This window comes from Ruania alba, assembly GCF_900105765.1.
Lineage (GTDB): Bacteria > Actinomycetota > Actinomycetes > Actinomycetales > Beutenbergiaceae > Ruania > Ruania alba.
Window position 1 is genome coordinate 1,688,791 of the sequence record NZ_FNTX01000001.1, and the last position, 23,174, is coordinate 1,711,964.

The window sequence follows — 23,174 nt, forward strand, 5'->3', positions numbered from 1 at the left end:
CCCCAGGGGTCTAACGTGTCAAGCGGCTGTGCTCTGGCGGTGTGCCCAGGCGGTGTGCTCGTCGTAGGGGGTGGCGTGTTTGAGGCAGCCGTGGAGGATGGCGATGAGGCGGTTGCCCAGGGCCCGTAGGGCTTCGTGGTGCTTGTAGTCGGCGGCGCGGCGTTCGTCGTAGTAGTCGCGGGCTCCGGGGCTGTGGGTCAGGGCGCAGAAGGCCCACTGGTCGATCGCGTCGTAGAGGCGCTTGTTGCGCACGAGCCTGGCCACCACGGCCCGTTTCTTGCCCGAGGCCTTGGTCAGGGGTGAGGTGCCGGCGTAGTTCCTGCGAGACTTGGCGCCGGCGAAGCGTTCGGGGTCGTCCCCGAACTCGCCGAGTACCCGGGCGCCGAGGACGTCACCCAGGCCTGGCAGCGAGAGGTAGATGTCGGCGTCCGGGTGCTGCTCAAAAGACTGGTCCAGCTGGTTTTCGAGCTGGTCGATCTGTGTGTTGAGGGTGACCAGCAGTGCCACGGCGGACCTGGTGGTGGTCGCGTAGGCGTCGGCGATCTCCTGCGGCGCGCGCAGCTGCTCGGTGCGCAGGCTGGCCTGGATCCGTTCGGCGGTGGCGTCCAGGTAGCGGCGGCGCCCGCCTGCGCGCAGCGCGGCCTTGAGCTGGGTGATGCTCAGCCGGGCCCCGGTGGCCGGGTCGGGAGCGCGGCCCAGCACGGCCAGGGTGTCGCGGTCGTCCAGGTCCTCGAAGGCGTCCACCGCGGCCGGGTAATACTCGCGCAGGGCGTTGCGCAGCCGGTTGGTCTCCCGGGTGCGTGACCAGATCATGTTCTGGTGGGCCCGGGCCAAGACCTTGATGCCCTCCACCTGGGAGCTGTCCCCGGCGACCGGGCGGTGGTTGTGGGCGTCGGTGCGGACCAGGTCGGCCAGCATCTTGGCGTCGGCCGGGTCGGACTTGCCGCCGCCGACGTGGTGACGCTCCCGATACCGGGCGGCGGCCTTGGGGTTGATCGCGTAGACCACATACCCGGCCGCGACGAGCGCCTGCACCCACAGTCCGCGGTCAGTCTCGATCGCGATGGCCACCTGCTCGGGGTCCTCGGTGTGGGCACCGACCATGGCATGGAGGGCCCCGATCCCGGTGATGCCCTCCGGCAGCCTCCTGGTAGCCAGCTTCTTGCCCGTCTCGTCCATCAGGTGCACGTCGTGGTGATCCTCAGCCCAGTCGTCCCCGACGAAGATCATGTCCACCACCTCCTCTCCTCGTGTCGGTTCATTCTTGCGGAGCCGAGACCGCCCAGGCAGCGACCTAATGGATCAGTGCTCACCACGCGACCACAGGTGGACCGGCCGGGGCACGACACCCCATCAGCACTCGACGGGCGACCTATCCGCCGACCGGGGCACGATCTAGCCATAGAGGTCAATGCCTCAGGCTGAGGACGGTGCTCACCGGCCGACGGCTCGGCCAACAGCCTCCCACCCGAGGAAAGACCTCACCTCTAATCGGCGACTGCACTCCCATTAGGCTGGTAGGAACGCTGGCCACGCACGGAGTCTGGCGCCAGCGAACGGACCAGAAGGGGCACCATGGGGTTGTTCACACGTCGACGGGGAACGCGCTCACGCCCGGCCGAGGCGTCGGCTGCGACGTCTGACGACACCGAAAAGACGAGCGTCCCCGCTCTCTGGACGGACGGCGTCGGCCGGGTGGGGACCCGCTCTCTGCAGGTCCTGGCAATCCTGGCCGTGGTGACCGTGGCCGTGTTGGCGCTGACTCGGCTCACCCTCGTGGTCATCCCGGTGCTGATTGCATTGGTACTCGCCGCGGCGATCTCACCGCTCGTGGGTCTGCTGCGCCGCCGCGGTGTTCCCTCCGTGCTGGCCACCGTCATCTCACTGCTCACGGTCGTTGCGGTGTTAGCCGGGGTCGTGTGGTTGGTCACCGTGGCGGTGGCGAGCCAGTGGCAGATGCTGCGCGACCAGGCCCTCGACGGGTTTGCCCAGCTCCAGGAGTACGTCCAGCGCCTCCCCTTCGACATCACCGACGAGCAGATCCAGTCATTGCAGGACTCCGCCCTGGAGCTGCTGCAATCCGACGCCGTCGGCTCGGGTGCGCTCGCTGGAGCCTCACAGACGGTCGACTTCGTCGCCGGTCTGGCGATCTTCGTGGTGGTGCTGTTCTTCTTCCTCAAGGACGGCCCACAGATCTGGGAGTTCATGCTGCGCCCGCTCGAGGGAGCGCGCTACGAGCGTGGCCGACGCATCGGCGAATCCACGGTCCGCACCCTCGGTGGCTACGTGCGCGGAACCGCCATCGTCGCTGCGGCCGACGCGATCTTCATCGGGATCGGGCTGGCCATCGTCGGCGTTCCGCTCGTGATCCCGCTGGCGGTGCTGGTGTTCCTGCTGGCCTTCATCCCGCTCGTGGGTGCCACGCTCGCCGGGGCGCTCGCGGCACTCGTCGCACTCGTCGCCCTGGGCCCGCTCGAGGCGCTCGTGGTGATCGGGATCGTCGTGCTGGTGAATCAGCTCGAAGGCAATTTCCTCCAGCCGGTGGTGATGGCGCGCACGCTGAGCCTGCACCCCCTCGTCATCCTGATCGCACTGACCGCAGGCACCGTTCTCGTCGGCCTGACCGGTGCCGTGCTGGCGGTCCCGATCGCGGCATCGATCTGGGCGGCGATCCAGGTGTGGGACGGTCCCGACCTGCCCGCGTGGTTCGCCCGGAAGAAGGACCGCGGGGCTGCGTAGCTCGCTGGTACATCCACACCATCGGAGCAACCCGACGAGAGCCAAGGACGGCCGAACCCATCACTCTCGGGTTCGGCCGTCGGCGATGTCCTTCAGACATCTCTCGGTCGGGCTGACAGGATTTGAACCTGCGACCCCTTGACCCCCAGTCAAGTGCGCTACCAAACTGCGCCACAGCCCGAGGGCCCGCGAACGGGCCGCGACGAGAGTACCGCAGCCGAGCCCGATCCTCCCAATCGAGACGCGCTCGCACTACCGCCAGCTTGTCACCAGATCCTCGATCGCCTCGCCCGTCGCTCCGGCGTCGCAGCCCTCCACCACGATCGTGGCCCGGTCATCCTCGGTCGCGTACTCCAGGTGCGTCGTTTTCCCGCCCGGGCAGCCCTCACCGAACTCGGCATCGCCGCGGATGTCGTGCTCATCCAGCACGTCCGCGAGCCGTTCGAGCTCGGCCGGATCGGTCTGCACCTGCTCGGAGGTGTCGAAGTCCTCGATCGCCTGCGACTGCGTGTGCGTCGCCTCCACGATCGTCACCGGACCGGTCTCCTCCTCGGCGCAGGCCGCCACCGAGACCGCCAGCACCCCGGCCGCCACCACACCAACCACACGTCGCATCGCTGTATCCCCTCTCATGCCCGCCACTCCTGCACCAGTTCCGTGATCGCGATTCCTGCGCCGCTCGAGTCGTACAGACCCACGGTCACCATGAACGCCTCGTCCTCCGTCGTCTACACCACCGTCGTGGTGAGCGCACCGTCACCCATCTCGTCCGAGGTGAGCTGGCGATCACCGGTGATGCCGTGCGCATGCTGCACCTCGGCGAGCCGCTCCAGCTCCTCCGGATCGGTCTGTGTTTCCCACGTGCCCTCGAAGTCGCCGGCCGCATATTCCTGCAGATGGTCCGCCTCGACGACCAGCAGCTCGTCGCCCCGGTCACAGCCGGCTGCGATCACCACCAGCAGCCCGGCCACCGCCGCGCCCGTCACCTGCGTCCTCATGCAGTCATCGTCGAGCACCACGGGCCGGATAACCATGGGCAGCAGAGCCCATCCCCGCACCATGGGTCACAATGGCGTCGTGACTCCGCTCACCTCGCTCCGGCTGCGCCTCAACGCGGCCCTGATGCTACGCGTCGCGGGGCCGGACCCGGTGGGCATCCAACGTCGCATCCACGCGACCCCGGGGCCGCGCTGGTTCGCACCGGACTCCCCGATCGGGATCGTGCACGGGGACGCGTCCATGTACGTGGGCGGGATCCGTGCCCTCCTCCTGCAGTCGTTGCACCCGCTCGCGATGGCCGCGATCGCACAGCACTCGCGCTACCGCGAGGACGTCTGGGGGCGTCTGGCCCGTACCGCCACCTATATCGCCACCACCACCTACGCCACCATCGAGGATGCCGAACAGGCGATCGCCGTCGTTCATGCGGTGCATACGAGGATCCACGGCACAGCCCCTGACGGCCGGCCCTACCGCGCCGACGACCCGCAGCTGCTCACGTGGGTGCACCTCGCCGAGATCGACTCCTTCCTCACCGCGCACCAGGTGCTCGGCCGGCGCCCCCTCTCGCCCACCGACGCCGACACCTACGTCGACCAGACCGCATCGGTCGCCCGCCGTCTCGGCGCCGCCGACGTGCCCACCACGGCCACCGGGCTGCGGGCGGCCCTCGACCGCTACCAGCCGGAGCTGTCGGGCTCCCCCGAGGCGCGGGAGGTGGCAGAGTTCCTGGTGCACCATCCGCCCGTGCCTCCCTTGGCCACACCGGGCTATGCGCTGTTGGCGAGGGCCGCCGTCGCCAGCCTGCCCGCTCGGGCACGGACCATGCTGGGCCTGCCCGCCCAGGTGACCGCTCGCCCGGCCCTGCTGGCCGGCCGGGTGGGTACCGAGCTGATCCGCTGGATCAGCACTCCTCCCCCGCTTGCCCCGCACGACGGCGGCCCTTCCGTCGACGGCGGACCGAACCATCATGAACCGCTCACCGCAGACTCCGCCCTCGACCCTCAGGAGCAACGATGACCGACCAGCCCACCCTGCCCACCGTCGACGAGGACTGGACCACGGCTCTCGCCGTGGTCGCCCACCCGGACGACATGGAGTTCGGCACCGCCGCGGCCGTGGCCCGCTGGACCGCGCAGGGCAAGACCGTCGTCTACTGCATGGTCACCTCCGGCGAGGCCGGAATCGACGCACTCCCGCCGGAACAGTCCGGGCCGCTGCGGGAACAGGAAGAGATCGCCTCGGCCCGCGCGGTCGGCGTCGACCTCGTGGAGTTCCTCCGCCTGCCCGACGGCGTGCTGGAGTACGGCGTGCCGCTGCGTCAGGCGATCACCGCCCAGGTGCGCAAGCATCGACCCGAGATCGTCATCACCGGCAACCACCGGGACACCTTCGCCGGCGGGTTCCTCAACCAGGCCGACCACATCGCCACCGGCCGCGCCACTATCGACGCCGTCCGTGACGCCGGGAACCGGTGGATCTTCCCCGACCAGATCACCGATGGCGTCGAGCCCTGGAACGGGGTCCGCCAGGTCTGGGTGGCCGGCTCCCCCGCGCCCACCCACGGCGTCGATGTCACCGACACCTTCGACGAGGGCGTCGCCTCCTTGAAGGAACACGCGGCCTACATCGATGGGCTGAACTGGGAGTTCGACCCGGAGGCGTTCCTCACCGAGATCTGCACGGCCGAAGGCACCCGCCTCGGCGTGACGTACGGTTCGACGTTCGAGGTGGTCAACCTGGGCGGCTGAGGTGCGCAGCGCCGGTAGTCTCGCTGGCATGAGTTCCGAGCGATCCGGTGGCCGCGACCGCCGTGCCGGCCGCGTGCCGGGCATGCTCGGCGTCGTCATCCGGTCGCGATGGCTGGTGACCGCTCTCGCGATCCTCAGTGCGTGCGCCGGGGTCGCCGGCCTGGTCGTCCGGCTCACCTCCCCGGACGGGTTTGCCATCTTCACCTTGGACCTCGCCGACTTGCGGACTGCCGCCTTCGTCTTCGGTGTGGTGGCGCTGAACGGGTCGATGGACCACAGCACCCCCGGGCCCGGGGTCGGGCCGCCGAAGGGCTGGCAGCGGGGCACGTTCCTGTTGAGCGTCCTGGGTGGCTCGCTGGGGCTGGTGCTGCTCGTCGTCTACCTGGTCGGCTGATCGGCCGGCTGGGCCCGATCCTCAGCCGAACTCGCCGGAGGCATCCACGACGGACTCCGGCGCGTTCTCGTCCCACGGAACCAGGGCGTTCGCCCGGGCGATCTGTGCGTAATGCCACGCGCTGTCCTTAGGGGTGCGCTCCCCCGTGCGATAGTCCACGTAGACGAGCCCGAACCGCGGCCGGTACCCGAGGGCCCACTCGAAGTTGTCCAGCAAGGACCAGTGCATGTACCCGACCACGGGGGCACCGGCCTCGATCGCCTCGGCCATCGCCGCCACGTGCGCGCGCAGGTAGCGGATCCGGCGCACGTCATGCACTCGACCGTCCGGTCCCGGTCCGTCACCGTAGATGGCACCGTTCTCGGTGATCATGAGCGGCGTCCCCGGGTAGTCGGCGCTCAGCCGGAGCAGCAGGTCGCGGAACGCACCTGGCGCGATCTCGGTGCCCTCGTCGGTACGGGACACCTCGCCCCGGCTGCCGATCACCTTCCACGGGAATGGGGTGCCCGGCCCCGGTTCGGCAGCCGCCATCACCCGGTGCGTGTAGTAGTTCACCGCGAGGAAGTCGCTGCGCCCGCCGATCGCGGCCTCGTCTCCGTCGCGGATGAAGTCCAGGGGCGCACCCGTGGCTCGCTCCCAGTGCTCGCGCATGTCCGCCGGATACCCCGAACCGAGCAACGGCTCGAGGAACCACCGGTTCACGTACCCGTCCGAGCCCTCTGCTGCGGCCACGTCGGCCGGGTCCTCGCTCGCGGGCACACACGGCAGCAGATTCGGGGCGGCACCGATCCTGCCGTCGGTCAGTTCACGGAGTACGTCATAAGCGGCGCCGTGCCCGAGCAGCACGTGGTGCCCGGCGCGCACCGCCTTACCGAGGTCGGCGATCCCCGGGGCGTGCAGGCCCAGCTGGTAGCCGAGCAGCTGGATGATCCACGGCTCGTTCTGGGTGATCCACCAGGGCACCCGGTCGCCCAGGCGCTCCCCGACGGCGGACGCGTACTCGGCGAATGCGGCCACGCTCTCCCGGCCGACCCAGCCCTCGTGGGCCATCAGCGCCGAGGGCATGTCCCAGTGGTTCAGGGTGAGCACCGGGGCGATCCCGGCGTCCAACAACGAGTCGACCACCCGCTCATAGTGGTCGAGCGCCCGGGATTCCACCCGTCCGGTGCCCTCGGGCATGACCCGCGACCAGGCGACCGAGAACCGATACGCGCTCAGCCCGAGCCGGCGCAGCAGCGCCACGTCCTCCGACCACCGCTCGTAGGAGCGGCATGCGATCGCCGCGTCCACCCCGCCCTCGATGGCTCCGGGCCGGGCAGCGAAGTCCTCCCATACGCTTCGCCCGCGCCCGTCCGCCTCCAGGGCACCCTCGATCTGGTGCGCACTGGTGGCGGCGCCCCAGAGGAAGTCGTCCGGGAATGTCGTGCTCTTGCTCATCTGTGCTCCCTCGTTCCTGCCCATTCACCGTCGGCGATGTCCACGTCGGTGCCGGCCACCACCGCCCGGTAGGTGCCACTCCTCGTCGTCTGCTCGCGGCCAGACCGACAACCACCGGCACCCACTCGGCACCCACCGACTCGGTAGGCGCCACTCGCCGTCGCCACCCCGCCGCCAGACCGACAACCACCGGCACCTACCCGGCCGGTCGTCCCGCCGCGGTGCACCTCACGCCCGCCCGGCGGCCAGCGCCTGCTCGGCACCCAGCAGCAGCACACCGACGCTCCAGGCGTGCGAGAGCCCGAGGATCATCCCCTTCGGCTGGAACGCGGCCGTCTGGTAATACCGCTCGGTGATCATGCCGCGGTAGGCGTTCATCTCCCCGTCCACCCGCGGCACGCACTGCCGGAAGCAGGCCAGGTGCTCGAGCGCCCGGTCGGCGTAATAGTCGTCTCCGAGCGCCTCGGCGAGCTGCAGCATCTCCGCGGTGCACACCATGCCGTAGGCGTGCAGGTGCGGGTTCGAGGGCGAGGCGTTGTCCGCGCCCCGGCTGGCGAAGCCGTACATCCCGAGTGGGGTGCGCGGATCGAAACCGGTGTTGTAGGTGTACCGGAAGGTGAGCATCCAGTCCGCGGCCCGGCGGGCCAGGTCCAGCCAGCGTGCCTCGCCGGTGCGCCGGTGCAGCGCCATGTAGGCGAGCACGGCGGCGTATCCGTCCTCCGAGCTCGGCGCCAGGTCCACGTCCTCGGGGGCGCCGTAGAGGAATTCCTCGTCCACGAATCGTGCGTAGTACTCCCCCGCGCGCTGGGCAGCCGCCAGGTAGCGCCCGTCACCATCGAGCCCCTGCTCCCCCGCTTCGCACAGTGCCGCCACCCAGGTGAGCCCGGCCGCGCCGGACCAACTCATCACGTGCCCGGTCTGCGCGTGGTGCAGGGTGCCGAGATTGCCGTCATCCCGCTGCCGGCCCGCCATCACGTCGAGATTGCTGACGGCGGCTGCTCGCCACCGCGGGTGACGCACCCCGGAGGGGGTGCCCAGGGCACGCACCAGGAACAGCGCCGCTTCCCCGAGCGTGCGGGCGTGCAACGCCCCCTTGATCGGTGACCAGGACTGCGCCCAGCCGGTCGCCCGGTACCAGGTGCCCCAGAAGGTGCCCGAAGGTGCCAGCTCTGCGGTGCAGAAGTCGATCACCCGCTCCGCCGCGGCCACCGCGGCCTCATCACCGGTCCTGTGCCCGTATCCGAGTAGCGCCTGGGCCCACGGGATGCCGCTGACCCAGCCGATGTGCATGGCCTGCCGGTCGGTGCCGCCGATGCCACGGTCGAAGCCGATCGTCTCCAGCAGCACGCCCGGGTCGGGGTCGTAGTGCCAGCGCACCAGTCCTTCGGCGGCGATGTCGGCGGCCTCAGGCACGCTCACCCACGGCTCGACCGGCGCCTCGTCCGCCCACAGCTCGTGCACGGCGCGCAGCACCTCGGCGTAGCCGTGCCGGTCGCCGTCGAGCTCGGCAACCCACGCAGTGAGCGTGTGCTCCTCGGCGGGCTGCCACGTGTGTTCCTCCCGGAGGGCGGGCGCCGCTACCTGGGTGCCGTCATAGGAGACTGGGTGCTCGGCGTAGGGGAACCGCAGGTGCACGCGGGCGCCCGTCTCGCCGGCGGAGAGCCCCGGTCCGGTCATCCCCAGCGTTGAGGACTCCTGCGCCACGAGCACCACACCGCCGGTGTCGCTCCACCCGAACACGGCCGGGGTGGCGGCCCGGTCGGCGCGGAACTCCCAGGCCGAGCTCACCATGGCCTGCGGGTCCGCCTCCCCGACGGCGAAACGCGGGAAGATCCGGTCGCACGCCTCGGGCCGGTTCTCTCCGTAGAAGGCGCCCGGGATCAGCCACCACGGCCATTCCTTAACGACGCCTCCCCGCTTGCCGGCCTGACTGCCTCCCTCACTGCCTGCCGCGTCGCCTGTCTCGCTGGACTCCTCGGTTGCCGGCCCTCCGGGGATCTCAGCGACCAGTCGCACGCTGGCGGTCACCGGCTCGGGGCCGAGGTACCGAACGTCCAGGCGCACCGGACGCAACCCGGCCACGCCCGGCTCCCCCACGGCCACCGTCACCTCGAATGCGTCGGACGGGACGCCGTCGGCAGTCTCGACGATCGCCTCCAGGTGCGGGCCGGCCATCACTCCCCCAGCGGCTGCGTACTGATCTCGGCGACCGGACCGTCGGCGAGCGGCCACTCGATCAGGTCGGTCTCGGTCACCGCCCCGTCGGCGGTGATCCGGAAGGTGCGGATCTGGTGCGCGCCGAAGTCGGTCTCCAGCACCTGACCGGTGAGCGGCAGCTCCAGCCGCGCCCGTGCCGGGCGGCCGGTGGTCTCCACCGCCCGCACGATCAGATCCGGTGCGCCACCGCCGCGGGCGGCCTCGGTGATCTTGATCGCGGTGATCATCACCTGCTCGCCACCGTCGGCGGCGAAGGAGCCGACCGGGGCCAGCTCGCCGTCGTGGAAGGACTCCAGCATCGCCCGCACCGGCGCGCTCAGCTCGTTGCCACGGCGGGTCAGGTTCGCCTCGCGCCAGTCCCCGGCATGCGGAACCAGCAGATAGCTGAAGGACTGCATCCCCTGATCCTGGAAGGAGTAGAAGCCCTCCGGGTCGAGCAGCCGCGGGTCGTGCCAGGAGTAGACAGGGCTGCGCACCGCCGTCACGCCGATGCTCGGGTCCGCGCCGTTCTCGGCCGGGGACACGTCGTAGCCGTGCTTGGTGGTGGTCACCACGGCGAGCCCGGCCCGGCGGTGGTCCCCCCGCCGCAGGGTCCCACTCACGCTCACCCACTGCTGGGCGGGCTCCTCGGCACCATCCACCGGACGGTCGATCGCGGCGTACGGGATCTCGTAGGTGGCCTCGGTCTCGTCCAGGGCCACCGGGAAGCGCAGCTTGAGCAGGTGGTGCTCCTCACGCCAGTCGAGGGTCGTGCGCACCTCTACGTGGTCGGAGTCCCGGGTGAGGATGAACTCCTCCACCAGCGTGGAGCGACCCCACGCACGTTCCACCCGGATCCGGGCCCGCACCGGACCGCTCTCCCGCACCAGGGCGCGCACCACCGGCATCTCCTCGCCCGGCCAGGCGTAGGAGACGACCCGGTGGCCCCAGGTGTCGGTGGGGTCGTCGCACACCTGGGTGTGCGGCCCGGTCGCGCCGCCGAAGACGTCGGCACCGGTGCGCTTGTCCAGCAGGGAGCGCACCCAGCCACCCGCCTGGTCGATCTCGAGCCTCAGGTGCTGGTTCTCCACCACGGTGGCGCCCGCGTGCTCGGCCACGGTGAGGCCGGCGTCGTCGATCTCCTTCGGCCCGCGCAGCAGCCGGTAGAGCCGGTACCCGAACGCCGGGATCTCCGTCTCGAAGGCGCACGCGGCCCGTCCCTTGTCGTCGGTGGTCGCCACGGACTGCACCTTCTGGCACGCCACCGGACGGTCCGCCGCATCCACCACGTGCACACCGAGCGGCTGGGCGCCGTACTGCAGCTCCACCACCTGGCGCACCGGCCACGGGTGCGGGTTGAAGACGAGCACCGGCTGCGTGCCGTCGGCAAAGGGCACGTCGACCTTCCGGGCGATCACGTTCTGCACCTTGGTGATGATCCGCTTGGAGATCGCGATCGCCTCACCGAGCTGGTCGCGGGAGTCGTCGTAGGAGGGTTCGATCGCCGAGCCGGGCAGGATGTCGTGGAACTGGTTGAAGAGCACCTGCTGCCACGCGCGGTGCAGGTCCTCACCCGGGTGCTCCAGCCCGTGCAACCGGGTGCCCACGGCCGCCCACCGCTCGGCTGAGAGCACCGCGTTCTGCGCGCGACGTTGCCAGGCCTTGATGCCCGAGTGCGCGGAGTAGCAGCCCGGCGAGTGGTGCTGTAGATCGTCCGTCCAGACCGGCAGCTGCGCCATCTCCTCGCTGTCGATCCCCCCTCGGCGAGCGATGAACTCGTCGAAGTACTGCCGCGGTGAGCTCATGACCAGCCTTCCGAAGGATCCCATGCGGTCGAAGCGGTGGATGGAGTCGATGTTCGCCTTGGTCGGGCCGCCGCCGTGGTTCCCGACCCCGAAGAGCACCATGAGGTCGCCCAGCGAGCGGTCCAGCGCCGCCAGCGCCTTGTCGGTGTGCCCGGAGACGTCGCCGGGCGGGCTGCAGTACTCGTGCGGGATGCGGTAGCCGAGCACCCGTGAGCCGTCCGGTGCCTCCCACCAGAACGCCGTGCCGAGGCGGCCGTCCTCGGCCGGTCCCGGGCGCAGGAAGGTGTAGGAGTCCATCCCCTGCCCGCGTAGGATCGCCGGGATCATCGCGTTGTGCCCGAACGGGTCCACGTTCATCCCGACCGTGGCCGTCTTCCCGAACTTCTCGGCAAGGTACCGCTGCCCGAGGAGACCCTGCCGCGCGAAGGACTCCCCCGTGGGCATGTTGCAGTCCGGCTCGACCCACCAGCCGCCGGCGTTCACCCACCGGCCCTCGGCCACCCGGGCCTGAATCCGCTCGAACAGCTCCGGGTCCTGTTCCTCCACCCAAGCGAGCAGCACCACCTGGTCGCAGGTGAAGACGAAGTCGGGGTACTCCTCCATCCGGTCCAGTGCGGAGCGAAAGGTGGCACGTGCCTCCTGGTAGCCCTCCTGCCAGGGCCACAGCCACACCGGGTCCAGGTGCGTGGCACCGACCATATACAGGGTGCGGTCGAGGGTGGCAGGCGGGCGCCGACCGTTCAGACCGTCCGGCTGGGGGCCGGAGGGTGCGTTCGCGATCGGTGCAGTAGCGGGACTCGCGTGGTCAGCGACGTCGCTCATGGAGAGCAGCTCCTGGGAAGAGTGGGCGGTCATCGGGGTGCGTCATCGAACGTGGCATCGTTCCCACATCCGACGGTACGCGATCGGTACAGCCATGGCAACGCGGCTTGCTAGTCAGGATCGCGCCGAACTGACGGGTATACGTCAGAGCTCGCTACATGGTGCGAGGCTTGCCGGATGTCCGTCAGCTCGGTACGGGCTACGTATGCACATCGATCAGTGCCTCCGCATGCTGGCCCAACCGCAGGTCACCCACGGTGAGGTCCACAGCGATTCGCCCCCGCCGGCGCGGCGGACCGGCCGCAGTCACAGTGAACGGCACCCGCGCGGTGCCACCTGGTTCGAGCGTCACCTGGTCGGGCCCGACGGCGGTCCACCCGTCCGGGAGCACCGGCGTCACGAGGGCCGTGGCCGGCTCCCGCAGGGGGTTGCGCACCCACACCTGATAAGCGACCGTCCCACCGGAGGAGACGGTGGACCGGTACGGCTCGATCCGGGCGAACACGCCGTCCGCGCCGGTGTCCAGGTCCTCGAGCGGCAGCAGGTCGTGGTGGATCTGCACGAGCTCCTCGGCCTCGTCAGCGAGCATCTGCAGGTAGTCGTCGGTGACCCACCTCTCCTGCCAGTGCCCGGTGATCATCAGCCCTGGTTCCACCCGCTGGTAGAGGGCGGCGCTGTCCCGGTAGTCGGTGATCCGGAACCTGTTGTGGTACTGGTAGTTGCGCGTCTCCCGCGTCTTCCCGGGGACGCCCTGGCCGTCCTGCTGGTCACCGGTCACCAGCACCCGCACCCCGTCCACCGCGAACTCGAAGGCGGCGGCAAACAGCGTGTGCCCAGGCAGCTCATGCACGGTGATCTCGTACTCGTGCCAGGTGAACGCCTCGCCGATCGGTAGCTCCCGGTCACTCGGGATCGGGTCGTGCCACAGGCAGGGCAGGTCGTAGCGCGCCGGGTCGGCCAGGATCGGGGCCACGTTCGCCGGGCTCCACACCTGCGTGCCCTCCACCTCCCGGAGCAGGTTCAGCCCGGCCACATGGTCGTCGTGGTAGTGCGTGGGCAGTGCCACCTCCACGTGGGTGACCGGGTGATGCGCCTTCAGGCCCGGCAGGCTCGCCAGCCAGGGACGGCGGGCGGCCCGCTCGTGACCGGGCGGCAGACCGGTGGTCATGTCATAGCCGTAGTCCATCACCAGGGCGGCCCCGGTCTCCGAGATCAGCACATAGCTGCGGGACTCGCTCGACTCATTGACGAGCAGGTGCTCGGTGAGGTTCCGGTACGGGTCGGCGAGCTTCTCCCGGATCCGCGTCGGCTCAGGGCGGCGCTGGTTCACGTACTCCAGCAGCCGGTCCCCGGTGAGCTTCAGCGCCGCGGCACCCGGATCCATCACCTCCCCGTGCGAGGGCAGCAGCACGTCCGGCTCCTCGGCGGCGAGGATGTCGCACGCGAGCACCGCCATCGTCGGGCCCTCGTTCTCGGTGTAGGACCACTGCGTGGACAGCAGCGACCACACCTTGCCCGGTGCGTAGAGCAGGTCACCGGTGAACGCCAGACGGCGGCCCTTCTGAAGGAGGTAGGTCACCGACCCGGGGGTGTGCCCGGGCGTGGGCAGGGTGCGGACCTCGATGCCGCCGTAGTTCGCGCTGCGATACTCGGGCACGGTCGACGTGATCGGCACCGACTCCAGCAGGGAGAACCGGTCAGTGCGCAGGTTGTAGTTGTTCCCCACCTCCCGCGCCGCCCACATCGCCTCCACATCGGAGAACAGCTCGGCCTCCACCGGCGGCACGTGCACCGCGATCCCCGCCTCGACCGCGCGCGGCAGTCCCTGCGCCTGGTCCCGATGGTGGTGCGTCATCAGCACGTCGGTGATCGCGTCCAGTCCCAGCTCGTCCAGCAGGTCCAGCACCCGGCCGGAGCCGAAGTCGATCGCGATCCCGGTGCGGTGGCCCGGATCCGAACCCTCGGCACGGATCACGTACACGTGGCACGTGTCGCGCACCCGGAACACCCCGGGCGCCACCTCGGTGACCTCTGCCTCGGAAACGGACGGGACGCCGTCGGCCATCTTCTGGCTCCTCATCGTGGGCGGGCAAGCACGGCACCGGCCGCGCGCAACTGGTCCTGCAGAGCGGGCACCGGCACGTCCTGCACAGGCACAGCATCCCGCGCCGCGGCCGCGGCGGCGAGCCCAGCGGCCTCCCCGAGCATCTGGTATTGGGGCTCCATCCGTACCGAGCTGAACGCCAGGTGGGAGGCGGAGATGCACACGGCGGCGATCAGGTTGGTGCACTCGGCGCGCTTCGGCACCAGGCTCCGGTACGGGATCGGGTAGGCCGGCACCCCGATGGAGAGGTACCCCTCGGTGACCGTCATCGCCACCGGGTCGGGGTGCTCATACGCCCACCGCCAACTGCGCTGCACCTCGCGCACGTCGAGGTGGTAGGACCCCAGGGCGATCACGTCCTCAGCGGGGCGGGCCTCCAGCAGGTCGTGGGCGGTGAGCACATGCTCGCCGAGCATCCGCCGCGCCTCGCGCACGTAGAGCTGGTGCGGCAGGTGCTCGGTGTCGGTGAACTCCCCCGCCGGCAGGCCCCAGCGCTGCATCTCGGTGCGCACGTGCTGCGGCACGCCCGGGTCGGTGCTGAGGAAGTGCAGGAAGTCCCGGGCGTGGTGCAGATGATGGCGGCGGATCTGCTCTCGGCGCTGCGGTGTGGCGTCCGGGTACTCCCAGGCGGTGCCGTCGAGCACGTTCAGCGAGATCGGGCCGAGGGAGTTGCCGTCGGCCATCCCGCCGGGCAGGTTCGGCTCCAGCCCGAGCAACTTGCCCGCCGGAGGAGCGCCACCGTGCGCCTCCCAGTACGCGAAGACCCGCCGGTACAGCTCCCAGTGGGCGTTGTCGTAGTCCGGGCTCGGGGTGAACGGCACCCGGTCGGCGGCCGTGGACAGGCACACCCGGTATCCGTAGGCCATCACCCCGCAGTCGGCCTCCCCCACGCCGACCATCGGCTCGGGCTTGATCTGCGCCAGCAGCGGGCTCTCGACGTGCCCGGTGGGGTCGTCGGCGAACGGGGAGATCCAGGCCGGCATGGTGTGCCGGCCGGGGAGCAGCTCCTGCCGGCCCGCATGCGCCTCCCCGTAGGTGCTCACCGCGTCCCGCCCGACGGCGTAGCTCACCCCGGCCGCAGCGAGCAGGTCACCTTCGTAGGAGGCGTCGATCACGACGGCGGGGCGCACCTGGTCACTCCCCTGCGGCGGGTGGGTGCCCAGGTGAGTGTCATCGGGGGCGAGATCGAAGGTGACCTCGGTGATCGTGCCCTCGCCCGTGGTGGCCGCGGCGAGGCCGCGGCCGAGTCGCACGTCCACACCGGCCTGCTCCAGCCACTGGGTGAAGATCTGCTCGGCCACGTGCGGCTCCGGACCGGCGAAGTGGCCGACACCGACGTCGTAGTGGTCCGCGATCGCCTGGCGGAGCCGGGCGGCCGGGCCGCCCAGGGCGCGGACGTCCCCGACATCGGTGTAGCCGAGGCCGCCGGAGGTCATCCCGCCGATGTGCCGGCCGGGTTCGGCCAGCACTACCTGCGCACCGGCGCGGGCCGCGGCGACGGCCGCGCACACCCCCGCCGAGGTGGCGCCGTAGACGAGCACATCGGTCATCGCGGTTCGTCCGTCCCCCGACGGCGCTGGTAGGCGCTCCAGGTGTCCCGGATCAGGGCGTAGTCGTCGTCGGTGAACGGCTCGCCGCTGCCGTCGATCCGTTCGGCATAGTACAGGGCCGGCACCCCGAGGGCGGGCTGGGCCTCGGTGTAGTCACGCCACTGGTCCCGGTCCGGCATCGGCCACTGGTCGGTGTCCAGCGGGAGCCCGGGCAACGCCGCGGCGGCGATCCGGGCTCTCGTGCGCACCTGGTCCGCGACCGGGACGAAGGTACCGGCGGGGTCGCGCTCGAGCACGTCGTTGAGCCGCACCATGTCGGTCGCGTCGGCGAACAGCGGGTTCGGGGTGTGCGTGACGACCAGGGCTTCGGCGCGGACGGCCTTGGTAGCCGCGTACAGCTCGGCCAGCAGGGCGTGCAAGGCGGCGATCCCCCACGGTGCCCCATCGGTGCCGCGCAGGTGGTTCCCGGCCGGGGCGCGCTGGGTGAAGTCCACCTTGAACCCGTCCGCCCCGAGCCCGCCGTCGGCCACCGGGGTGAGCAGATGGGCGACCGTCCGGCGCAGCCGCTCCCGGTAGGCGGGGTTGGACGGGTCGGCGGCCACCGGGCGCCCGGCCGGGTCGAGGATGCACTCGTCGGCCGGTAGACCCTCGGGGTCCCATGCCTTCCACCACAGCAGCACCCGCTGCCCGGAAGCGTGCCGCTGTGCGATCCATCCCGTCAGGTCCGGCCATTTGGTGGTGTCCACCGCGCCGGTGCCGTACGCCGACTGCCATTTGTCGTCGATCACCACGGTGCCCGGGGTGATGTCGTGGGCGGCGAGGGTGCCGAGCAGCTCGTCGTAGACGTCCTGGCGGGCCAGGTCCGCTGCGCTCACTCCGCCGGTGGGCTCCTCCCCGGGGCGGCCCCAGCGGGCGCGGGCGACCTGGGCGCCCCAGCCACAGAAGATCGGTTCGTGCCACCAGGCGGGTGTGTCCTGGCTGCGGACCTGCGGCGCGAGGCCGGAGGCGACCAGATCGTCCCGGGATGCGGTGACGCAGTCCCACGGGTCGTCGGTGAGGCGTAGCGCGATCTCCGGTGTGTGGAAGGCGCCCTCCACCTCGGTGTGCGCGTCATAGTCGAAGGCGAACCGGAAGCCAGAGTCCAGCGGCTCGTAGCGCCACTCGGTGAAGGTGCACTCGCCGATCCCGGCGCGCACCCAGGCGCTCATCCACCGGTCCCGCACGCCGATCGCCACGGCCAACGGCGGTGGGGAGAACACCGCATGCAGTCGGCCCGGGTGGGCGTCGCCCAGGATGCCGAGCACCGACGGCGAGGTGGCGGGCCGCGCCCACTGCACCGGTTCGCTCGGGTTCGGGGTGAAAACCGACTCTCCGGCGCAGCGGGAGAAGAAGTCGCCGCACGCCCCGCTGGGCAGCACGGCGGAGCCGCCGAGCACCCGGGCGGTGGTGAGCGTTCCGGTCCCGGTGACCTCGGCGCGAAGGCGCACACTGTCGCCGTCGGCGCTGAGCACCACGGCGGCGGTGTCCCAGGCGGTCGAGGACCGGCGCACCTCGATCTCCACAGACTCATCGACATCGGCACCTGCCCGCCCGCGGACCTCGGGCGCCTGCACCTGATAGGTCTCGTCCGCGGCACCCACCCGGTCCAGGGAGGCGAACAGGGAGAGTTGGGCAACCTCGGCGCCGTCCGGTGCGAACAGCAGCGCCCGCGGCGGGGTCACCCCCACCGGGTGCACCTCGAGCCGGTAGGCAGCGGTCTCGACGGTGATCACGCCGTCGCGGGTCTCGACGTTCATGACTGCCTCCCGGCCGACGATCGGGTGATGCGGACCGTGACCACCTGGAACGGGGTCAGGTCGAGGGTGAGGCGGTCGCCGTCGCGCTCCAGCGGAGCCAGCGCGGCGATCTGCTCGTCCGGCCGCTCGAGCAGGTCGGTGACCACCGCATCGCGCATCTGCACGTCTTCGGCCACGGTGAGCTCGGCCCGGCCGCGGCCGCCGCGGGACTCGTACAGCCGCAGCACCAGGTCACCGGACCCGTCATCGGCGAGCTTGACGGTCTCCAGCAGCACGGGGCCGTCCTCGATGGCGACCAGCGGCTCCACTCCTCCGGCACCGCGACGTTCCCGCAGCGGCCGGCCGGTACGGTAACCCGCCCGGATCGCCTCCGGCAGGTCGGCCCCGCAGACGAGCTGGTAGCGGAGCACGTGCCGGCCCTGGTCGGTCTGCGGGTCCGGATAGCGGGGTGCACGCAGCAGCGACAGCCGCACGGTGGTGGCGCCGGCGCCGCGCGCCTCACCGGGTCCGGGTCGGGTGGCCTCGTGCCCGTAGGTGGCCTCGTTCGTCACCGCCACGCCGTAGCCGGGCTCGCCCACGTGCAGCCACTTGTGCGCCGGGATCTCGAACTTGGCGGCGTCCCAGGAGGTGTTCGTGTGGGTGGGGCGCTGCACGTAGCCGAACTGGGTCTCAGCGGTGGACTCGCGTGCATGGACGTCCAGAGGGAAGGCCACCTTGAGGATGCGTTCTCGCTCGTGCCAGTCCACCTCGGTGGTGCACTCGAGGGCGATCGATCCGGCGGCCAGGGCGACCTCCTGCCGGTAGGTCGATCCGCCGTCGGTGCGGGTGATCCGCACGACCGGACGGGCGGGGTCGGAACTGTCCACCTCGATCCGGTCCACCGCGGTGAGCGCGTGCCCGGTGTGCCGGTAGAACTCGTCCAGATCCCAGGCGTCGAACCGGTTGGGTGTGTCCGGATGCAGCCAGAGGGCGTTGCCCGGGCCGGCGAGCACCTCCCGGTCGGCGCCGTGGTCCCACACCGAGACGACGGTGCCGTCGGTACCGATCCGTACCCGCAGCAGGCCGTTGTCCAGGTGCACCTCGCCGTCGGCCTGGTGGGTCTGGACGGCGGTCGCGTCCCGCCGGGGGGCGGCGCCTCCGAGGGGAGGGACGCCGTCGTGGGGGTGCGGAGTGGCGTTGAACGCGAGCGGCACCTCACCGGTGCCGGCCAGCACCTCCAGGGCGCCGTCGATGAGCGCCTCCAGCCGGGCGGTCAGCGCGGCGTAGCGCTCCCGTGCCTCCCGGTGCACCCAGGCGATGGACGAGCCAGGCAGGATGTCGTGGAACTGCAGCAGCAGCACCTCTTCCCAGATCCGGTCCAGCTCGTCGGCCGGGTACGGCGTGCCGTGGCGCACCGTGGCGGTGGCGGACCACAGCTCGGCCTCGTGCAGCAGGTGCTCGGTGCGGCGGTTGCCCTCCTTCATCGCCCGCTGGCTGGTGTAGGTGCCGCGGTGGAACTCGAGGTACATCTCCCCCGACCACACCGGAGCGTGCTCGCCGTACTCGGCGTGCGCGGCGGTGAAGAACTCCTCCGGGGTCTCGATGTGCACCTTCGGGGCGCCGTCCAGATCGGCCAGCCGGCGTGCCGTCTCCAGCATCTCCCGGGTGGGGCCGCCACCGCCGTCGCCGTACCCGAAAGGCAGCAGCGACCGGGTGGCGCGGCCGTTCTCCCGGAACTGCGTAGTGGATCGGGCGAGCTCGGGGCCGTTGAACTCCGAGGAATAGGTGTCCGACGGCGGGAAGTGCGTGAACACGCGGGTGCCGTCGATCCCCTCCCACCAGAATGTGTGGTGCGGGAACGGGTTGGTGGAGTTCCAGGACATCTTCTGGGAGAGGAACCAGTCGAACCCGGCCAGGCGGGCCAACTGCGGCAGGGAGCCGGAATAGCCGAACGAGTCCGGCAGCCACACCTCCCGGGCCTCGGTGCCGAAATGCTCGGCGAAGAAGCGCTTGCCTGCGGTGAACTGGCGCACCAGCGCCTCCCCACCGGGCAGGTTCGTGTCCGACTCCACCCACATGCCGCCGACCGGGACGAAGGTGCCGGCCGCGACGGCTTCCCGGACCCGCTCCCACACCTGCGGATGGTGGTCCCGCATCCACGCATACTGCTGCGCGGACGAGCAGGCGAAGATGAACTCCGGGTACTCCTGCGCCAGGGCGATCACGTTGGAGAAGGTGCGTGAGCACTTCCGGATCGTCTCCCGCACCGGCCACAGCCAGGCGGAGTCGATGTGTGCGTGTCCGACGGCGCTGACCGTGTGGGCGCTCGTGCGGGCGCGATCGGCGAGCACGCCGGCCAGCTGAGCCCGGGCGGCAGGAGCGGAGGAGGCCACCCGGTCGAACCCGCCGGCGTCGAGCTCGTCGACCATCCGGTCCAGGGCGTAGCGCAGCTCATGGTGGCGCGGGTCCGACTCGGGGGTGGTGGCCGCGATCTGGTGCAGCAACCGTGCCTCGATCAGCAGGTGGTGCACCTCGGGTTCGCGCAACGCGAGCTCAGCGCGCTCCAGCCGGTACAGCGGGGTGTCCCCGGCGGTGTCGAGGTCGCCGAGACTGGACACGGTGCCGTCGAAGCGGGGGTTGGACGCCGCCTCGAGGTAGACCTCGAAGGTGCCGTCCGCCGCGATCGGGGCACCACGCTCCCCGCCCACCGGCACGTACGCCGTCCGTGGCTCGACCGCCTTGAGGATGGTGCCGTCGGCGGTGTAGGCCAGTCCCTCCGAACGGAAGCCAGGTCCGCCCGGGCCGAAGCCGAGGTCCACGAGCAGCTCGATCCGTTGCTCCTCGGCGTGGGCACGTATCGCCTCGCCGACAGTCCCGGTGAACCGGAACCAGGTAGTACCCCAGGGGCGGCCCCAGTCCGTGCCGACTGCGAAGGGCGTGAACTCCCCGGCCACAGCCTCGGCGAACGGGACGGGCTCGCCGGCCAGCACGTGCGCGGCGACGACGACGGGGGTGCGGTAGGAGTGCACGGCGGGTGTGACGCGCTCGGTCAGGGCGCGGTCCACCCGCGCCCCGAGGTCGGTGATGGTGCGGTGCATGGGCTCTTCCGGGTCGGGCGGGCGTGCGGTCGGTGCGGGTGGTTCAGGAGGCGCCGGCGCGGCGTGCGGCGGCCAGCACGGCTTGCACCCCGCCACGTGGGGAGGTGAGCGCCGGCACGGGCAGGTCGGCATCTGCCACCGCCGGGGCCATCGATGCCTGGGCGATCACGATCACGTCCGCCGTGGCCGCCACGCGTTCCGCGGCTGCTCTGATGGCGGCGTCGTGCCCCGCGACGTCGCCGGATGCCTTGGCGTCCGCGGCACCGGCGACCACCTCTGCGGTCACCTCGATCCCCGCACCGGCGGCCGTCTCCAGCAGGCGCTGAGTGGGCCCGAGCGTCGACTCGAAGGTAGCCAGGGCCGCGATGCGCTGATGGGTGCCGGACGCCGCGAGGTCGCGGGCCTGCTCGGCCATGGCCGCATCCACCCGCAGCACCGGGATGGCGACCTGCTCGGCGGCCGAGGCGATGGTCTCCCCGATCGAGGAGCAGGTGATGAGGACGGCGTCCGCACCGAGGTCTGCCAGGTGCTGCACGTGCCGGCTGACCCGCTCGTGCACGCCTTCGTCCACGCCCGTCGCCATGGCGGTGCGCAGCAGCCAGGCGTCCGCCACGTGCAGCGCCTCGGCCGGCTCCGGCGTGGTGTATTCGGCGAGCAGGTCCTCGAAGGTGGGGGTCAGCGCGGGGGCGGTGTGCACGAACCCGATACGCAGTGCACGCGCCGGCACGGCGCTCATGCCTCGGTCCACGGGCGAGCGGTCGTGTCGACGGTCTCGATGAGGCGCTCCAGTCGGGGCACGGAGACCTCCCGCAGCCGACCGGGTACGTCGTCGCTGCCGACCACGTCGCTCCAGAGCGCTCGGCCGGCAAGGAACCCGCTGGCTCCGGCCGCACAGGCGGTTGCGACGGCGTCGTGGAAGTGGTGCAGCGCCACTCCCTGGGACAGGACCACCCAGGGCCCGGTGATGTCGCGAGCCAGGTCCTCGCAGGCCGCCCGGAGCGCAGCCGGCTCCCCTGCACCCGCCATCGGGACCTGAACCTTGTACAGGCTGGGCCTCAGCGGCGACAGTTCCCGCGCGGCCTCCCGGATCGCAGCAGTCTGATCCCAGTCCGCATCCGACTCGGTCGACTGGCGCACCACCGGCTCCAGCACCGAGAGGATGCCCCGTTCGGCCGCCGCGGCGATGAACCGCTCGGCGAGCCGCACCCTCGCCTCGCGCTTGTCGTCCCGGCGCCAGATGATCAACAGCTTGATCGCGTCTACACCGGCGAGGTCGAACTCCGGGGCGAGGACGACATCGTCGAGCTCGGTCTCCTCGACCGGTCCACCGGGCACCTGGGTGAGCGCGTCGGCGGCGAGGATGAACCCGGTGCGCCCGCCGAGCAGGTCACGCGCCTGGTCGTGGCCGAACTGGCGATCGATCAGGAAGCCGGAGGCGTGCGTGCCGAGGGCGTCGGCGACCGCGAGCTTGAAGTCCACGAGCACCTGGTCGCCGACATGGCCGGCTCCGGCGTCGGCGAACATGGTGCGCAGACTCTCCCGCTGATCCATGGCGACCATGGCGAGAGCACCGCTGGGACGGGCGATGGCATTCAACGTCGGTGTAGTCACGAGGCCATCGTGTTTGCTTGTGAACACATCCGTCAAGAATGTTCAGGTATTGACAACATTGTGTGCGACGGGCTCGAATGTCCCTGTGCGCTACACCGACGCCCCGACAAGACGCGACGAACTGCTCCGCCGCCTGCGCGACCGCGGCTACCTCTCGTCCAAGGACGTAGCCGCTGAGCTCGGTGTCTCCGAGATGACGATCCGGCGCGATCTGACCCAGCTCGACACCGACGGCCTCGCCCGACGCGTTCCTGGCGGCGCCACCGCCCAGGACAACACCGGACTGGAGTCCTTCGATCGGCGAGAACGTCGCTCCCAGGCACCCAAGCTGGCCATCGCACGGGCCGCCGTCGCGCTGCTCGACGATGCAGACACGGTGGCCCTGGACGCCGGCACCACCGTGGCCGCCGCAGCGCCACTCTTGCCTGGCGGGACGCGCGTGATCTCGCACTCCATGCCCGTCCTGAGCGCCTGTGAGCACCGGACCGACCTGGAGGTGATCGGACTGGGCGGCACCTACCACCCACCGACCCGATCCTTCGGCGGGCCGGCGACGCGCGCCGGAGCCGACGACCTGGCCGCAGACGTGGCGCTCCTCTCTGCGGTCGCCGTGGCGAGCGATGGACTGTACTGCACAGCCGCATGGGATGCCGAGGTGAAGCAGATCCTCACCGAACGGGCTGAACGCACCATCCTCCTGGTGGACCACTCCAAGGCCAGTGCCCGCGCACCGCTGCGATTCCTGCGCTGGGACCAGGTCGATGTCGTGGTCACTGACCGTGGCATCGACGAACTCACCGTGCGCCGCTGGCGGGACGCTGCCGGTCACGTGGTCGTGGCCGAATGACGGCCACCGCGCAGCCACGTGTACACCCTCGATACCGGCAGGACAG

The 23,174-nt window shown here is 70.9% G+C and carries 17 protein-coding genes and 1 tRNA gene; 5 read left to right on the plus strand and 13 right to left on the minus strand.

Annotated elements, in window-relative coordinates:
* Window positions 1–18: 18 nt before the first annotated feature.
* Window positions 19–1,230 carry an IS110 family RNA-guided transposase gene (locus BLU77_RS07825; protein ID WP_089773066.1) on the minus strand — a complete coding sequence of 404 codons (1,212 nt, stop codon included), beginning with the start codon at window positions 1,228–1,230 and terminating at the stop codon, window positions 19–21.
* 345 nt (window positions 1,231–1,575) lie between these two features.
* Between BLU77_RS07825 and BLU77_RS07830 the strand changes: the two genes are divergently transcribed.
* The gene (locus BLU77_RS07830; RefSeq protein WP_089772423.1) at window positions 1,576–2,739 is read left to right on the plus strand and encodes an AI-2E family transporter; all 1,164 of its coding nucleotides are present in this window, start codon (window positions 1,576–1,578) and stop codon (window positions 2,737–2,739) included.
* Window positions 2,740–2,846: 107 nt separating this feature from the next.
* Here the strand turns inward: BLU77_RS07830 and BLU77_RS07835 are convergent.
* From BLU77_RS07835 to BLU77_RS07845, 3 genes are all read right to left on the minus strand, one after another.
* Window positions 2,847–2,920 (minus strand) — tRNA-Pro (locus BLU77_RS07835).
* Window positions 2,921–2,991: 71 nt separating this feature from the next.
* On the minus strand, window positions 2,992–3,372 hold the full coding sequence (locus BLU77_RS07840; protein ID WP_139177664.1) for a hypothetical protein: 381 nt from the start codon (window positions 3,370–3,372) through the stop codon (window positions 2,992–2,994).
* A 95-nt stretch (window positions 3,373–3,467) separates the two neighbouring features.
* Window positions 3,468–3,737 carry a hypothetical protein gene (locus BLU77_RS07845; protein WP_139177665.1) on the minus strand — a complete coding sequence of 90 codons (270 nt, stop codon included), beginning with the start codon at window positions 3,735–3,737 and terminating at the stop codon, window positions 3,468–3,470.
* Window positions 3,738–3,816: 79 nt separating this feature from the next.
* Here BLU77_RS07845 and BLU77_RS07850 point away from each other — a divergent pair, with 79 nt between their 5' ends.
* The 3 genes from BLU77_RS07850 to BLU77_RS07860 are packed head-to-tail and all read left to right on the plus strand — an operon-like array spanning window position 3,817 to window position 5,883.
* Complete coding sequence (locus tag BLU77_RS07850) at window positions 3,817–4,758, plus strand: oxygenase MpaB family protein (protein WP_245708721.1); 942 nt, start codon at window positions 3,817–3,819, stop codon at window positions 4,756–4,758.
* Window positions 4,755–5,489 carry a PIG-L deacetylase family protein gene (locus BLU77_RS07855; protein ID WP_089772427.1) on the plus strand — a complete coding sequence of 245 codons (735 nt, stop codon included), beginning with the start codon at window positions 4,755–4,757 and terminating at the stop codon, window positions 5,487–5,489. Before BLU77_RS07850 ends, BLU77_RS07855 begins: the two co-directional genes overlap by 4 nt.
* Window positions 5,490–5,517: 28 nt before the next feature.
* The gene (locus BLU77_RS07860) at window positions 5,518–5,883 is read left to right on the plus strand and encodes a hypothetical protein (RefSeq protein ID WP_089772428.1); all 366 of its coding nucleotides are present in this window, start codon (window positions 5,518–5,520) and stop codon (window positions 5,881–5,883) included.
* Between the two features lie 21 nt (window positions 5,884–5,904).
* On the opposite strand, the gene BLU77_RS07865 is transcribed toward BLU77_RS07860, so the two are convergent.
* The 9 genes from BLU77_RS07865 to BLU77_RS07905 all read right to left on the minus strand — a co-directional run bounded on the left by BLU77_RS07865 (window position 5,905) and on the right by BLU77_RS07905 (window position 22,281).
* Window positions 5,905–7,320 (minus strand): GH1 family beta-glucosidase, encoded by a 1,416-nt coding sequence (locus tag BLU77_RS07865; protein ID WP_089772429.1) that lies wholly within the window; start codon window positions 7,318–7,320, stop codon window positions 5,905–5,907.
* A gap of 228 nt (window positions 7,321–7,548) precedes the next feature.
* Entirely contained in the window at window positions 7,549–9,495 is a 1,947-nt protein-coding gene (locus tag BLU77_RS07870) for a YyaL domain-containing protein (RefSeq protein WP_089772430.1), read from the minus strand.
* A complete protein-coding gene (locus BLU77_RS07875) occupies window positions 9,495–12,143 on the minus strand; it encodes an alpha-mannosidase (protein WP_245708722.1) in 2,649 nt (882 codons plus the stop codon). Before BLU77_RS07875 ends, BLU77_RS07870 begins: the two co-directional genes overlap by 1 nt.
* 199 nt (window positions 12,144–12,342) lie before the next feature.
* Entirely contained in the window at window positions 12,343–14,208 is a 1,866-nt protein-coding gene (locus BLU77_RS07880) for an MBL fold metallo-hydrolase (protein ID WP_089772432.1), read from the minus strand.
* An 11-nt stretch (window positions 14,209–14,219) separates the two neighbouring features.
* Complete coding sequence (locus BLU77_RS07885; RefSeq protein WP_089772433.1) at window positions 14,220–15,797, minus strand: FAD-dependent oxidoreductase; 1,578 nt, start codon at window positions 15,795–15,797, stop codon at window positions 14,220–14,222.
* Window positions 15,794–17,593, minus strand: a complete 1,800-nt coding sequence (locus BLU77_RS22005; protein ID WP_089772434.1) for an alpha-amylase family protein — start codon at window positions 17,591–17,593, stop codon at window positions 15,794–15,796. Before BLU77_RS22005 ends, BLU77_RS07885 begins: the two co-directional genes overlap by 4 nt.
* On the minus strand, window positions 17,590–20,670 hold the full coding sequence (locus BLU77_RS07895; RefSeq protein ID WP_089772435.1) for an alpha-mannosidase: 3,081 nt from the start codon (window positions 20,668–20,670) through the stop codon (window positions 17,590–17,592). The genes BLU77_RS22005 and BLU77_RS07895 overlap by 4 nt, the downstream gene beginning before the upstream one ends.
* A gap of 43 nt (window positions 20,671–20,713) precedes the next feature.
* A complete protein-coding gene (locus BLU77_RS07900; RefSeq protein ID WP_089772436.1) occupies window positions 20,714–21,406 on the minus strand; it encodes an aspartate/glutamate racemase family protein in 693 nt (230 codons plus the stop codon).
* Window positions 21,403–22,281 carry a hypothetical protein gene (locus BLU77_RS07905; protein ID WP_245708723.1) on the minus strand — a complete coding sequence of 293 codons (879 nt, stop codon included), beginning with the start codon at window positions 22,279–22,281 and terminating at the stop codon, window positions 21,403–21,405. Before BLU77_RS07905 ends, BLU77_RS07900 begins: the two co-directional genes overlap by 4 nt.
* Before the next feature lie 85 nt (window positions 22,282–22,366).
* Between BLU77_RS07905 and BLU77_RS07910 the strand changes: the two genes are divergently transcribed.
* Window positions 22,367–23,128, plus strand: a complete 762-nt coding sequence (locus BLU77_RS07910) for a DeoR/GlpR family DNA-binding transcription regulator (RefSeq protein ID WP_175476980.1) — start codon at window positions 22,367–22,369, stop codon at window positions 23,126–23,128.
* The last annotated feature ends 46 nt before the right edge of the window (window positions 23,129–23,174 follow it).

Coding starts and splice junctions, on each gene's coding strand:
- BLU77_RS07885 (WP_089772433.1), bottom strand. CDS start 15,797: ATGACCGATGTGCTCGTCTACGGCGCCACCTCGGCGGGGGTGTGCGCG.
- BLU77_RS07900 (WP_089772436.1), bottom strand. CDS start 21,406: ATGAGCGCCGTGCCGGCGCGTGCACTGCGTATCGGGTTCGTGCACACC.
- BLU77_RS07875 (WP_245708722.1), bottom strand. CDS start 12,143: ATGAGCGACGTCGCTGACCACGCGAGTCCCGCTACTGCACCGATCGCG.
- BLU77_RS07865 (WP_089772429.1), bottom strand. CDS start 7,320: ATGAGCAAGAGCACGACATTCCCGGACGACTTCCTCTGGGGCGCCGCC.
- BLU77_RS07840 (WP_139177664.1), bottom strand. CDS start 3,372: ATGAGAGGGGATACAGCGATGCGACGTGTGGTTGGTGTGGTGGCGGCC.
- BLU77_RS07830 (WP_089772423.1), top strand. CDS start 1,576: ATGGGGTTGTTCACACGTCGACGGGGAACGCGCTCACGCCCGGCCGAG.
- BLU77_RS07895 (WP_089772435.1), bottom strand. CDS start 20,670: ATGCACCGCACCATCACCGACCTCGGGGCGCGGGTGGACCGCGCCCTG.
- BLU77_RS07845 (WP_139177665.1), bottom strand. CDS start 3,737: ATGAGGACGCAGGTGACGGGCGCGGCGGTGGCCGGGCTGCTGGTGGTG.
- BLU77_RS07880 (WP_089772432.1), bottom strand. CDS start 14,208: ATGGCCGACGGCGTCCCGTCCGTTTCCGAGGCAGAGGTCACCGAGGTG.
- BLU77_RS07870 (WP_089772430.1), bottom strand. CDS start 9,495: ATGGCCGGCCCGCACCTGGAGGCGATCGTCGAGACTGCCGACGGCGTC.
- BLU77_RS07855 (WP_089772427.1), top strand. CDS start 4,755: ATGACCGACCAGCCCACCCTGCCCACCGTCGACGAGGACTGGACCACG.
- BLU77_RS07825 (WP_089773066.1), bottom strand. CDS start 1,230: ATGATCTTCGTCGGGGACGACTGGGCTGAGGATCACCACGACGTGCAC.
- BLU77_RS07860 (WP_089772428.1), top strand. CDS start 5,518: ATGAGTTCCGAGCGATCCGGTGGCCGCGACCGCCGTGCCGGCCGCGTG.
- BLU77_RS22005 (WP_089772434.1), bottom strand. CDS start 17,593: ATGAACGTCGAGACCCGCGACGGCGTGATCACCGTCGAGACCGCTGCC.